The following is a 13,950-nucleotide window of genomic DNA, read 5'->3' on the forward strand; positions in this document are numbered from 1 at the left end:
ATAAAAAACATTTCACAAATATTTTGAAAGATGACTATCAAAGAACTTCAACCAACTGATCTTTGGAATTATTTCTACGAAATTACCCAAATTCCAAGACCTTCAAAAAAAGAAGGAAAAATTCTGGCCTACTTGCTCGATTTTGCACAAAAACATAATCTGGAAGCGAAACAGGACAAAGCAGGGAATGTACTCATCACAAAACCGGCCACACCCGGTAAAGAAGGCACTCCTACTGTCGTGCTGCAAAGTCATGTGGATATGGTATGCGAAAAAAACAACGACGTAACTCACAATTTCGAAACCGACCCTATCGAAACCATCATCGATGGTGACTGGGTGAAAGCCAACGGCACTACCTTAGGAGCCGATAATGGAGTCGGAGTCGCAGCTGCGCTTGCCATTTTGGCTTCAGACAACATACCACACGGCAAAATAGAAGCACTGTTCACTGTAGATGAAGAAACGGGGCTCACGGGAGCGAACGCATTGGAAAAAAACTTTATTACGGGCGAGATTCTCATTAATCTCGACACCGAAGAAGAAGGCCAAATATACATCGGCTGTGCAGGTGGAAAAGGAACGAAAGCTTACTTCAAATACAAATCGAAAGACGTTCCAAAAAAATATTTCTGGTTTCGTGTCGATGTCAAAGGGCTGCGAGGAGGTCACTCCGGAAGCGATATAGATCGGGGATTTGCCAATGCCAACAAAATATTGAATCGTTTTCTGTATTCGCTTTCGCGAAAAAAATACGGAATGGTACTTTCGGAAATATCCGGAGGCAATCTTCACAATGCCATTCCACGCGAAGCACATGCCATTATCGGCGTAAAAGACAAATACAAGGAAGATATACGCATAAAGCTCAATACATTCCTGGCAAAAGTTCAGGACGAATACAAAGCAGTGGATCCGGGACTCAACATCACCCTCGAGACGGTTGAAATTCCGTCAAAAATTATCAACAAACGCACCACCGAGAACCTGATTCTTTCACTCTACGCATGTCCTCACGGGGTGATTGGTATGAGTCACGATATCCCCGGATTGGTGGAAACATCGACCAATTTGGCTTCGGTAAAAATGATCGACGAAAATATTATTGAGATTGGAACGAGCCAACGCAGCTCGGTGGAATCGTGCAAGGAGGATATTGTGAACATGGTTTCTTCGGTTTTCGAACTTGCCGGCGCAAAAGTAACGCACAACGAGGGATACCCCGGCTGGAAACCCAATCCCGAATCGGAGATTCTGAAAGTAGCACAAAAAACCTATACCGAGCTTTTCAACCAAGAACCTTTGATCAAAGCCATTCATGCCGGATTGGAGTGTGGACTGTTCCTCGAAAAATACCCGCAGCTCGACATGATTTCAATTGGCCCGACTATGACAGATGTGCATTCTCCCAATGAGAGACTGAATATCCCATCGGTTGCCAAATGGTGGGATTTCCTCGTGAAATTGCTTGAAAATATTCCGGCCAAGGCCGAATAACGAATAATTACAGACAACGATTCGCAAGAAACAGATCGATTTAAACGCGGAATGTATAATCCATTGTGACATAAACATTTCGCGTTTATACTTTTCTTCATATCAAGATATTCCGAAATGCAAATAAAACACCTGTTGTTCGTCTCTCTGCTGACTATCCACGGGATATTCTCGGCAAACAAAGCGCTTGCGCAAAACGATTTTCGAATCATGTTCTATAACGTAGAAAATTTGTTTGACACAAAAAACGACGCCGATCATGCCGATGAAGAATTTTTGCCGGATGGCGCCATGAAATGGCAGACGTGGAAATATTGGGAAAAACTGAAAAACATCACACGTGTGATCACAGCCGTAGGGCAAATGCAATCGCCGGCTTTAGTGGGACTGTGCGAAATAGAAAACGACAGTGTCATATTCGACCTTACCCGCCGATCGCCCTTGCGTGCGCAACAATACGAATACGTCGCGACAAACTCACCCGATGAGCGCGGAATCGATGTCGCCCTACTCTATCAACGGGACCGGTTCAGGCTGATTCACAAAAACGAATATCGGATTCCTTTTCGCGAAAAAAACAAAACCTCACGCAACATTCTGCACGTTGTCGGACAACTTGTCAATAAAGATACGCTCGATGTTTTTGTCTGCCATTTCCCTTCCCGCGGAGGTGGGCAACTTGCGACAGAACAGTCGCGTATTGATGCGGCATTTCTGCTGAAGCGCAAAACCGACAGCCTCTTCCACGTACGCAGAAATGCAAACATTGTCATCATGGGCGACTTCAACGATCACCCTGACGACAAAAGCCTTTCACAAACATTGAATGCCCAATCCATAAAAAAGGAAATTGAGGATATGAAGCTGTATAACCTTTTTCGTCATCGCGTCAACGAAAAGGGATTTGGCACCTACAAATATCAAGGCAAATGGGAAATCCTCGATCAATTTATTGTGAGCGGTAACTTGTTACATCACGGATCTATCGAAGTGAAAAACAATTGCGCCCACGTATTCAATGCCGATTTCTTATTGGAAAGAGACGAACGAAATGGCGGCAAGCGCCCCTATAGAACCAATATCGGGCCTCGCTACATCGGAGGATTCAGCGATCACCTACCCATATATATGAATTTGGTTATACGGTAAAAACCACTCACAAAGTTTTTTGAAACTTTATCATAAAATTATTGCCGGCTACCGGAATAAGTGCTATTTTTGCACATAATAAAAAAGTAACAGAATTATCAACAAACCTATGAATCCTCTGCTTATGAACTTAAATGGCTGGGAAATACCGATTATTGTTCTCGTTATACTCATTCTTTTCGGGGGGAAAAAGATTCCCGAATTCATGAAAGGACTTGGAAAAGGCATCAATAGCTTCAAAAAAGGGTTAAACGACATCGAAGAAGATATTAAAGCCGATCCTGCCGACAAAAAATCGGCAGACAATTAGGAGATGAGTAACAAATACTAAACGCTTCATCAAAATGATGAGGCGCTAAAGGTGTATAATATTTCTCGAAAAAGATGACAGGGCTGTGTTTTGCGCTTTTTCGAGTATAATTTTTAACAGGGGTAACGATAATGGCCGAAAAAGAAATGTCCTTCTGGGATCATCTGGAAGAATTCCGGTGGACGATTATTCGTATCCTCATTACGCTTGTCGTTCTTTCCTTAGTAGGATTTATTGTTGTGCCCCGCATTTTCGATTCGATTATTCTCGCACCGCGTTCTTCCGATTTCATCACTTACCGCTTTTTCGAAAAAGCAAGTCAATACATTCCTTTTCTTCCGGACTTTTCGGCAGACTCATTTAATATCAGTTTGTTGAATATCAACATGACGACACAGTTTATGACGTACATTTCCACGTCGTTTGCTTTTGCCGTTTTGTTCAGCATCCCCTATATCCTTTACGAAGTTTGGCGATTTATCAGCCCAGCGCTCTACGAAAACGAGGCAAAAGGCGTAAAAACGGCGTTTGTGTTTGGTGGAGTGATGTTTGTAATCGGCTGCCTTGTAGGTTATTTTCTGGTATTTCCTCTTATCTTTCGATTTCTGATCACCTTCGAACTCAGTGAAGCCATTCACAATACGATTTCGCTCGATTCGTACATGAATAATTTTTATATGCTCATTCTCATCATGGGCGTAGTGTTTGAATTGCCACTCGTATGTTGGCTGCTATCCAATCTGGGATTGCTTTATCGTTCGTTTTTCCGCAAATATCGCAAGCATGCCGTGGTTGGCTCGCTTGTTGCAGCAGCCCTCATAACACCATCCGGCGACCCGTTTTCTCTGATTATTGTCACACTGCCTCTTTACTTTTTGTGGGAAGTGAGCGCACTGGTAGTAAAAAAGGATCCTCCGGAAGAGGAATCTGATGAAGAAAATCTCCCTATTGTTGCCGAATAAAATCTATTTCGTGCAAATTATCCCATCGGCTGTTTTTCCAGAATATATCCGCATATTCGGATTGCTTTTTTTCGTTTTTGCCGGATCACCGGTGAAAATTTGAGTCAACATATCACTATCAGTCCAACAAAAACGGGAAATATTCGTTATCAGTTTTTAATATTTGACAACTTTTTAACCGAGGGTACCAGATTCCATGTAACCTGCTGTTTATCAGCTTTTAAATGAAAAACACGCCTTCTAAAGTTTGTGCGGACGAAACAAGAGCGAAGTACGACGCAAATACGACGCAAATACGACGAAAGTATGATTGAGAGACCAAACAATTAAATAAAGTTAAGGAGATGGGAAGAACGTAAATCAATTGAGAATGTATAATGGATAATGTATAATTAAGAATTGAGAATTTAAGAAGTGAAGAAGTCGGAAGTAGAGGAATATCATAACCCCTGCACTGCCTGGCGGCAGTGCTTGACCCCTTATCTTAAGGGGACTGTTAAGATGTAATGGAGAATTGAGAATTAACAAGAAATAGAGAAATGGGAAGTAGAGAAATAAGGGATAATTGAGAATTGACAATTAAGAATTTAAGAAAGAAGTAAAGAAGTTAGAAATGGGAATTATAAATTACGAATTTTCGTTTTGTTTGTTCTTTTTCGCCGGCATGGATATTCATCTGTGTAACTGTAGTGGTTCTGCCTTTCAGGCAGCAATGGTAGGGACGTCTTTGTCCGCAGGTCGGTGACCTGCGGTTATGAAGGTTATTGCCTTTCAGGCAAAGGCAGCCTTATTGTCGAAGGAAGGCGACACATCGTTTTTCAGAATGTTTTCGGCTTGAAAAGCCGGATTTTCACAAGGATTTGCAAGTTACCAATTACGAATTTTTGTTCTATTCATTTAGATTGAGCCGGTAAATTCACGGATGGAAAAATATCCTAACCCCGCCCCTGCTTGGTGGCAGGGTATCTTTTTAGAGTGAAATAAACACTTATATATTCATAGAGCCATAGAATAGAAAAAACTATGGCTCTATTTTCGACCACCGAAAAACCTTCTACCGTTCAAGTAACCGCGTAAACGAAAGTGAGCCCAATTTCCACTTGCCGTCTATCAGCACATACACCTCTGTAACCACGAAAGGATTGACCACCTCATTCCCTCCAACAATGGCTGTTAGCCTGATCTTATCGAGAATGATGGCTGTCGTGCCAACAAATTGAACGGATGTCTCCTGTATATCGGCATACTTGTAGTGAATACCACCGCTCCTGATAGTATTGAGTTCCTGCTCCTTGTTCATCGTTCCGCCCATGTGTACGAACATGGCATTTTCGTGAAAGAGTTCATTGAGCGATTCTACATCCTTATCAGCCATCCATTGCCATTTTTGTTTGGAAAGGTTGATAAGTTCCTGTTTCGTTTGTTCGTCAAATGTTGTCTGCTGCCAGGCATTTATTGACTGAATGCTTGCCATGACAAAGGTAAGGACGACGATAATAGTTTTCATATCAATAATTATTTGTTGTAGCTGTAATAATGTAATAATCCTCATCACTAACCGGTTCGTACCACACTGCAGGCCCCATATTGCTGCGGGTTCCTATGGCGAGGTGCTCCATCGGGCTGTCGGGTGTTGCACCGTGCCAATGGACCACATCGGGTTTGATCGGGATAATATCTCCTTTTTTGATTAACCGGATAGGGATGCCCCTTTCCTGATAATATCCCTCTCCTGCTATGACAATCAGGATTTGCCCGCCGGGGTGCGAATGCCAACTGTTCCGGCATCCGGGTTCAAATGTTACGTTACCAAGTGTACAGTCGAAGTTTTCGGTATCGTTCATCAACCATTGCAGGTAGGCAACTCCCTCGAAGTTGTTGTTGCCGATTTTTTCTCCTTTAGGAAAAATCGCATTTAAGCAGACATCATTATTACGCCCCATAGTACTTTCAGTATTATCGGACTTGTTGCTGCATGCCGTCATAATAACTACAAGGCATGCCGAAAAAATCACTTTTAATCTATTCATACGATTAAAATTATTTTTTAAAACTCATTCGTCTTTTTCTACGTTCGACAGCGTCAAAACAAGTTCTGATTCCGTATTCACTTTCCGAAAAAGTTCAAATGTATCGTATGGAACTCGCATTTAATCATGCTCTTGTGTGAGAACGGTTATCATGCTCGTTTCAGAACGTTTCTTCATTAGAGATTAGTTTGAAAAAAGCTAACCAGCTTCTTTACTGCTTGTGATACATATTCGGGCTTCCAATAAGTTTGTATATGGGTAGCCCCGTCAATCAGGAACAGTTCCTTATTTTTGGCATTTATCGCTTTGGCAAACGCTTCATCCGTCATATACTTGGTATCGGCCTTGCTTCCTGCCATCATCAAAAGAGGTTGATTGATCATATCCATGTTCGTGGTGGCATCCCAAGTCATCAAGTCGAGTAAACTGCTCATCGTATAAAGGAATGTTGAATTTGGATGTGCGTGTGTCCTGTAATAGTACACATATCCCTCACGATACAGGTCTGTTGCTGTTTTAGCGATCTCCTCATCGGTTATGCTTGCTACACCCGCATAAATTATCTCACCTCCGGCAGCTTCCTGCGCACGTGCTTTGGTAGCTTGTTCCAGGCGTTCCTGAATGGTATTCAATTGTGATTTCTGAAAGCCATTACGCCTTACTTCTCCGGAATTGAACATACTTAAAGTTGCGACGGCTTTGAACCGTTTATCCGATTGGGCGGCTTTCAACGTATAGCCACCCCCACCGCAGATACCAAGTACTCCCAGTCTGTCCGGATCGACCCCCTCATATCGGGAAATGTAATCTGCCATCCCGCGTATATCCTCAACACGGTTTTGAGGTTTGTCCACATGACGGGGCAGTCCACCACTTGCACCCTGATAGGCTGCATCTGCAGCAATTGCGATAAAACCATTCTCTGCCAAATGTTGGGCGTATAAACCCGCTACCTGCTCTTTTACTCCTCCATTGGGGTGTGCAACTGCAATTGCCGGATATTTTTTGGATGGGTCATAGTCGGCAGGGGTATAGACGTTGGCTGCTATATCTAATCCATTCAGTTTATACGTAACCGGATGGATATTCACTTTCCCTTTTTCATTCCGGGTTATTGCGCCATCGTACACGAGGCCATAAGGGTTTTGCTGACGTTCATTCTGAACGGACTGTGCGTTTACCGCATCTATAGCTGCCATTGATGTGGCTAATGCGATTATTGACGTTATTTTCTTCATCCCTTTAAAATTTAATTTTTGATACATACTGTTTCGTTTTTAATGTTTATCCAATCCTTTTTCTTTTAACCATTTCGATAATTGGTCTGCAATTTCAATATTGTTCAAGTCGGAGAACGGAAAATGCGTATTGCCTTTGATTCCTATTTCCGGCAGGTGCACCACTGTGGCATCGCCTCCGTGCTTATTGATAGTAGCCGCCCAGATCCTTGCCATTTCCAATCCCGCGCGCCAATGGTCTTTGTTCCACACGGTTGTCGGTTCCATTGCAATGTTGTCCCCGTAGTATATGATGATGGGAATTTTCGTCAACCTGATAAAATCGGCCAGCGGTATTTCCACTCCCTTCAGTGCGCCAAAAAGGCCGGACGATTCTATCGGTTGGGGCAGTTCACCTTCGGGAAATACAAAGCCGCTGTACGGCTCATAAGCCACTACGGCTCTGACTTTATCATTTTTTATTGCGGTAAGCCAACCCGGGCCGCCTCCCTGCGAATGGGTAACCAGAATGCCATCGCCCACCTTGTCGAATAGCTGCGAAATGGCGTCGGCAACGACATTGGCATCAAAATTACCCGTGTTAGGGGTCATCTGCCTAAAAAACTGTTCCAACGAAGCCTCGTCTTTCGGGAACCGGACACCGGGAAAATAATCGGGATAGTTACCTATCCTGAATTGCGTAAACCAGAACTGTTCATCGGGGGTAGGCGTAATGGTGGCTTGTACGGAGCTTTTACCCGCTTCGCCACGTCTAGGCTGGTCGAGCAAATAAACCCCGAACCCTCTCCTCAGAAAGATATTCTGGAAACCCTCCCGTCCGTCGGGAGTTGTCTCCCACGTTTTCTTCGACTGTCCTGCTCCATGCAGGAAAATCAGGGGTAGCTTCCGGGCCTTTACCGGAACCTGATAAAACACATAAGCATGATCTCCGTGAAAGGTCTGCCCGTCGGGCTTCAACGGGTTGGCCAAATCAAAGTTTCCGGGTTCGGAAATCTTTGTGCCACCCACTGCAAAGCTGCCTTGCGTTTCGATCACCAAAGGCTTTTGTTTCCTTGCTGTCTGGGCATCCATGCTTATGACTATTGATAATAGTGCAAAAACAACTAATAATTTTCTCATCTTTCTTCTATTGTTTCCTGTTTTCAAGAACATCCTCCAATGCCAACCGGGCAGATTTGCCCTCTTTTTCGCCTATGGTCGATTGAACGACATCTACAAATTCACTTAATTGTTGCGGGGTGAGGCCTACGTTCAGGCAAATGGCCAGATGTGAACGAAGCATCGGCTCCGCATTGCCAATCGAACTGATTACCGAAACGGTTACCAGTTCTCTTTCGGCATAGGTAAGTACATCCCTTTCAAAAATATCTGCGAACAGGTGTTCTTTCAGGAACGTGTCTATGATCGGTGCAAAAACCGAATATCCCGAAAGCGTTTCGGGTTGGGGGGTTTGGGTGAGTTCTCCTAAAATCTTCTTGCCCCTTTCATACTTGTTTTCGTCATCGTTTATGGGAGAGGCATCCGCGCCCAATTCATCGGCAATACCGTTGGCTTTTCTCTCGTCCAGCACCTCCATGAAAGTTTGCAGTCCACGGATACTGCGTGGAAATCCGCAATAAGCGTAAAGGTGCACCAATACTTCCTTTATCTGGTTGACAGTAAGACCGGCATCAAGTCCGGCATTCAGTTCCGGTTTCAACCTCTCCAAATCACCTTTTGCCGTAAGTGCGGAAATGGTGATTATCTTTCTTTGTTTCTCGTCCAACATTTTGTCTTGTGCATTTATCTTACCGGATATCCCCAGTAACAGCATGATTATTGCTACGGATAAACTTATTTTCTTCATTTTTTTATATATGTTCGTCTTCTGGACTTGCAAACTTATTTGAGACAAAAAACAATTAAGAACCCATTCCATATTTCGAAAATTAATTTTCCCCTCTACTTCATTTGTAATAATCTATTGCTCTCACCTTCGCCGTCGGCCTGATTTTGCCGGATGGATCATCGTGATTAAATTCCACCCCGTGATTGAATACGGACCCTGTTCGAGCCGGACGACGCCTTTTCAATCACATCCAGCCTCGCTTTTCTGGTATCGGGTTTGCCAACAATATTCCCATCAGGTTGGATATCTAAGATTTCTTCCTTTGCAGTACCGTAATTGGGCCATACCGGCAATCCTGCCCCATTGGGATTCCCTGTTTTGGCAAAATTAGCCCAATAGGTGTTCAGGATACGGGCTACTTCTTCATCTGCCTTTGTGGTTTTATCAGCACCTCGGCGACTGTTGAGGTTGTTAAATACATAGGGAATTTCTGCTCCGTGACCAGCGCCATAACGCATCCGCTCGCGCATGTTGGCGGGGACATAACCATAATGGAAGATATAAGCCGGCATATCACCGGCGGCAAAAAACCTTGCCGCAAATCGGGCAGGTTCAGCCCATACCCAGTCGGTATTAAACAATGTTTGCACCTCGTCGAACTCTTTGTTTCCTTCAGGGTCATAGGCTGCTTTTGCGTCATCTTCCAGTTCACCGAAAAGAGAAAACAGTTCTTCCTTTGTACCGGCGAAATTAACAAAGCTTCCGCCGATTTCGGCGCTGCAACTGCCGATGATGAGTGGAACGTTTAGCTGCCTGCCGGCTTTGTAGGCACTCTCAGCCGTTTCAACGACAAGCTTGCCGTCGAGAATAGGACCGGAATAAGTTCGAGGGCCTCCCTCACCATCACTTTCCTGACCGCCATCCACGATCTCCTCCACACTTAGCGAACGGAGTTTTGCGAGTGCGTTTGCGTCGGTACCGTCGATTCCGTGCCTGCGTGCAAAATTGATACCGATGGTTTCGGCCGAAACGGGATAAAACGGATCAGCATTTTCCTTGTTCATCGGCCTGCCGGTAAGCACACCGTCCCTGCCTCCGCCGGAATGACTGATTGCCTTGTGGAAAAGTCCTTTCGCTTGTGGGATTGTAAGTAGGGAGTGTACAGCAACGCCTCCGGCCGATTGGCCAAAAATGGTTACATTGTTTGGGTCGCCTCCAAAAGCAGCGATATTATCCTGTACCCACTGAAGAGCAGCGATCATGTCCATAAAAGCATAACTTCCCTTCGGTTCATCGGGATGCTCCGCGGATAAAGCAGGAAAAGCAAAGTGTCCGAGACGTCCGAGTCTGTAGTTGAAGGTCATCAAGATGACGCCTTGTTTCGCAAAGGCTTCACCCGAAGTGGCAGCGCTTGCACCACTGCCTCCCACAAAAGCGCCACCGTGAATCCAGACCATCACAGGCAGTTTGTTTTTCGGCCTGGCTCCCGCCGGAATCCATAAATTAAGGTAGAGACAATCTTCTGATGAGCCTTCCCGAATAGTACCGGGAGCAGTACCCCATCCACCTTGTGCGCAGTCTGGTCCAAACGCCAGAGCATCCCGTATTCCTTCCCAGGGGATCACGGGCTGTGGCGGCCGCCACCGATATTCGCCCACCGGCGGAGCAGCATAGGGTATGCCTTTGAAAACGGCAACACCGTCTTGTGCAATCCCTCTTACAATGCCGGATGAAATTCGAACAGAGGGAGACGCAGCATCCCCTATTCCAGGATTTTGCGCTTGCAGGGAACTTCCGATGATAATTATAAGAACGACAAGTACCTTTTTCATACTCTTATCTATTATTTTATTGCATATGCTTTTTATCAATTACAAATTTCGGGCTTTAGTATATCATAATTGTATATATATTCCTGTTTGTTCTACCAATATTACTGATTATCACATAAAAGTACCCAATTCTTACAGGTTTAGCTAATAGCTTTTTTGCTAAACACATGGTTCATTGATTTTTGGGGCTTTGCCCCAAACCCCACATGCTTTTTTGCCTTGATGCAAAAAAGTATGCAAAAAAGATCAAGACTGCATCTCCTCATCGACCCGATAGCTGCTTGTTCGCTAAAAGACAAATAACTCGCCGCCTTGCGGCGGCTCAAACAGCTTGTCTTTTGCCTGAAGGCACGCTCGCTGCGCAGATCGGGTGCCCCGATGATGAGATGAGGTCGAGAAAATAATGGAGAAATGGATAAATGATCATGTGTAATGGGGAAGGAATGAAAGAAGGGAGAATCTGAAATGAGTGCGCCATCCGAAATTCATGAAGCAATCTCAATGTTGATTACCCACACTATTTCAGATAAAACCTTAAATTTGCACTAACAAATTACGACGGCAATGAAAAATGTTCTCCATTTTGATACAATTAGCGAGTATAATGATTTTAACAATCACAAAACGCTACATCCGTTAGTGAGTGTGATCGATTTCTCGAAAGCAAAAGAACGGACAGGGAACAAGATGATTTTCGGGATTTACTGCGTTTTTCTGAAAGATGTTGTTTGTGGCGATTTGAAATACGGACGCCATTATTACGACTATCAGGAAGGGACATTGGTCTTTATTGCCCCCGGACAGTTTATAGACGTTGAAAACAAAACGGACTTCTACCAGCCTATGGGACATGCACTGGTTTTTCATCCCGACCTGATACGTGGCACTTCGCTTGCCGAACGAATGAACGATTACACCTTTTTCAACTACAACACTAACGAAGCGTTACACTTGTCGGCAGAGGAACGGCATCTGGTGTTGGATTTGTTTTCCAAAATAAATGACGAACTGCAACATCCGGTGGACAAGCATAGCAAAAAGTTGATTGCTTCCGGCATCGAGCTTTTCCTGAATTACTGCGAACGTTTTTATGACCGTCAATTCATAACCCGAGAGAATGTCAATAAAGGTATTTTGGAAAAGTTCGAAAACTTGTTGAACAGTTATTTTTCTTCGAATAATCCTACGGAGATAGGGTTGCCGTCTGTGGCTTACTGCGCTGACGAACTTAACTTATCCGCAAATTATTTTGGAGATTTAATCCGAAAAGAAACCGGAAAATCGGCCCAGGAATACATCCAAGCCAAAATCATTGACGTTGCCAAAGACAAACTTTTCGATAGTGATAAGACTATCAACGAGATTGCTTATGAATTGGGGTTTAAATATCCGCAACATTTCAGCCGGATGTTTAAAAAAACGACCGGTACTTCTCCGAGAGAGTATAAGAAAAGAATTGACATTGTTAGTTTACCTTAACATTTGAGTAATTACCCTCAGTGGAAACAAGGAGATCGTGCCGACAAATGGCTTTTGTTTTCAGAAAGTATGGGCATACATTTGAGGATTGACGAAACATCTCCCTTCAATGGCTACTACCGAGTTGTAAAATTTATCGATAGAGGCTACCATCATACGCTGATAGGAACTGCTAATCTGGTCTTTTATCCGCACGTATTCAGAATATGAATAACATAATTTACGCAGGTTTGATATTTTGTATTTAAGAATGTTTTATATTTGTTGCGTAAATAAAATGTTGGGGCCAATTAAAAAAAGCGACAATGAAACAACATACTTCACCGGTAATTATTAAAGATAAAGCAATTCTCACACTTGAAAAAGTATCACTGGATTCAAATCTTTATAATGAAGACTGGATTCAAAATATTTGTTTTCACTGTCCCAACCTATTGCCAGTTGAAGAACTGGAACCAACTTTTGGAGGAATGATACCGATTTGCAGAGAACTTAACACAGAATCTGGTTCAATTGATTTGGTCTATGTAAACGAATACGGTTTTATCACAATTGGAGAATGTAAATTATGGAGAAATCCCGAAGCAAGAAGAAAAGTTATTGGTCAAATTCTTGATTATGCCAAAGACCTGTCAAAATGGAATTATACAAAATTTGAGAAAGAATGCCTAAAAGCTCGGAAAGATAATGGAAAGACTCTTTTTGAGATAGTTCAGGAATTTTATCCAGACACAGAGGAAACCAATTTTATTGACAGTTTACAAAGTAATTTAAGTAAAGGGCGATTTCTTCTTACAATAATTGGAGATGGTATTCGTGGGAATATGGAAGAACTTGCAAACTATATTCACAGAAATGGAAATTTAAACTTCACTCTTGCGCTAATTGAGCTTCCCGTCTATAAAAATCCGATAAATAATGAATTGATTGTTACCCCACGAATACTGGCAAAAACTAAGGAAATTGAACGAATAGTTTATAAGTTCGCCGACAAAAACCTGTCCGACACAGAACCTGAAGAACAAGAAAAAACAGAAAGTAAAACTGTTTCCGAGAAAGTTTTTTTTGAGAGACTGCAAAACGCTATCGGTAAAGAAGAAACTGATACTTTCCAAAAGTTTATCCGTACTTTAAACTCAGAGTTCAATATTTTACCAAAACTTGGACGTGGCAAACGACTGTCTTTAAATCTCAAATCGCCTAACGATATGTTTAATTTTGCTTCAATACAAGAAAATGGAGAAATTTGGTTTTATGGTATTGTAAACAAAACGGAAGAGTTAGGAGATAAACAAATCGGAGTTGACTATCTGAAAGAACTTGCAAAAATAGTTGATGGAAAATTTGACAACACATATAAAGAATGGAATTGGTGTGTTAAAAGAAACGGACACTATTTGAATGTAACTGAGTATATGAAAGTTCAGGATAAATGGATTGAATTAATCTCAAAAACACTTGATAAGATAAACAAACTTGAAGAAAATGAATAAAATCGGCACATAACAATGGGTATAAAACATGGCAGGGCGGTTGCGTGCCCGAAACGTCTCAGCCCGCTCCGACTATCTTTGTCGTGCCGACAATGACACCTTACGCAACCTGCCACGTTCCATACACGCCGC

Annotated in this window: 12 protein-coding genes; 6 read left to right on the forward strand and 6 right to left on the reverse strand. The window is 43.0% G+C overall.

Annotation, left to right across the window (positions count from 1 at the left end; genetic code table 11):
* Nucleotides 1-30: 30 nt before the first annotated feature.
* From EJN84_RS11050 to tatC, 4 genes are all read left to right on the forward strand, one after another.
* The gene (locus EJN84_RS11050; RefSeq protein ID WP_129595479.1) at nucleotides 31-1,497 is read left to right on the forward strand and encodes an aminoacyl-histidine dipeptidase; all 1,467 of its coding nucleotides are present in this window, start codon (nucleotides 31-33) and stop codon (nucleotides 1,495-1,497) included.
* A 117-nt stretch (nucleotides 1,498-1,614) separates the two neighbouring features.
* Nucleotides 1,615-2,646 (forward strand): endonuclease/exonuclease/phosphatase family protein, encoded by a 1,032-nt coding sequence (locus EJN84_RS11055; protein ID WP_317125865.1) that lies wholly within the window; start codon nucleotides 1,615-1,617, stop codon nucleotides 2,644-2,646.
* A gap of 109 nt (nucleotides 2,647-2,755) precedes the next feature.
* A complete protein-coding gene (locus EJN84_RS11060; protein WP_101487751.1) occupies nucleotides 2,756-2,956 on the forward strand; it encodes a Sec-independent protein translocase subunit TatA/TatB in 201 nt (66 codons plus the stop codon).
* A gap of 131 nt (nucleotides 2,957-3,087) precedes the next feature.
* Complete coding sequence (tatC, locus tag EJN84_RS11065; protein WP_129595480.1) at nucleotides 3,088-3,918, forward strand: twin-arginine translocase subunit TatC; 831 nt, start codon at nucleotides 3,088-3,090, stop codon at nucleotides 3,916-3,918.
* Between the two features lie 1,054 nt (nucleotides 3,919-4,972).
* On the opposite strand, the gene EJN84_RS11070 is transcribed toward tatC, so the two are convergent.
* From EJN84_RS11070 to EJN84_RS11095, 6 genes are all read right to left on the reverse strand, one after another.
* On the reverse strand, nucleotides 4,973-5,425 hold the full coding sequence (locus EJN84_RS11070; RefSeq protein ID WP_129595481.1) for a nuclear transport factor 2 family protein: 453 nt from the start codon (nucleotides 5,423-5,425) through the stop codon (nucleotides 4,973-4,975).
* 1 nt (nucleotide 5,426) lies between these two features.
* Nucleotides 5,427-5,948: a cupin domain-containing protein gene (locus EJN84_RS11075; protein ID WP_238944010.1), complete on the reverse strand. Its 522-nt coding sequence runs from the start codon at nucleotides 5,946-5,948 to the stop codon at nucleotides 5,427-5,429.
* A 176-nt stretch (nucleotides 5,949-6,124) separates the two neighbouring features.
* Nucleotides 6,125-7,186 (reverse strand): alpha/beta hydrolase, encoded by a 1,062-nt coding sequence (locus EJN84_RS11080; RefSeq protein ID WP_129595482.1) that lies wholly within the window; start codon nucleotides 7,184-7,186, stop codon nucleotides 6,125-6,127.
* A 39-nt stretch (nucleotides 7,187-7,225) separates the two neighbouring features.
* The gene (locus EJN84_RS11085; RefSeq protein WP_129595483.1) at nucleotides 7,226-8,305 is read right to left on the reverse strand and encodes an alpha/beta hydrolase; all 1,080 of its coding nucleotides are present in this window, start codon (nucleotides 8,303-8,305) and stop codon (nucleotides 7,226-7,228) included.
* A gap of 7 nt (nucleotides 8,306-8,312) precedes the next feature.
* Nucleotides 8,313-9,032 carry a carboxymuconolactone decarboxylase family protein gene (locus EJN84_RS11090; RefSeq protein ID WP_129595484.1) on the reverse strand — a complete coding sequence of 240 codons (720 nt, stop codon included), beginning with the start codon at nucleotides 9,030-9,032 and terminating at the stop codon, nucleotides 8,313-8,315.
* 167 nt (nucleotides 9,033-9,199) lie between these two features.
* Complete coding sequence (locus EJN84_RS11095) at nucleotides 9,200-10,846, reverse strand: carboxylesterase/lipase family protein (RefSeq protein ID WP_129595485.1); 1,647 nt, start codon at nucleotides 10,844-10,846, stop codon at nucleotides 9,200-9,202.
* A 564-nt stretch (nucleotides 10,847-11,410) separates the two neighbouring features.
* Between EJN84_RS11095 and EJN84_RS11100 the strand changes: the two genes are divergently transcribed.
* Nucleotides 11,411-12,325: a helix-turn-helix domain-containing protein gene (locus tag EJN84_RS11100; RefSeq protein ID WP_129595486.1), complete on the forward strand. Its 915-nt coding sequence runs from the start codon at nucleotides 11,411-11,413 to the stop codon at nucleotides 12,323-12,325.
* Between the two features lie 305 nt (nucleotides 12,326-12,630).
* Nucleotides 12,631-13,818 (forward strand): hypothetical protein, encoded by a 1,188-nt coding sequence (locus EJN84_RS11110; RefSeq protein WP_129595488.1) that lies wholly within the window; start codon nucleotides 12,631-12,633, stop codon nucleotides 13,816-13,818.
* Nucleotides 13,819-13,950: the final 132 nt, after the last annotated feature.

The organism is Seramator thermalis (genome assembly GCF_004138125.1).
Taxonomy (GTDB): domain Bacteria; phylum Bacteroidota; class Bacteroidia; order Bacteroidales; family Dysgonomonadaceae; genus Seramator; species Seramator thermalis.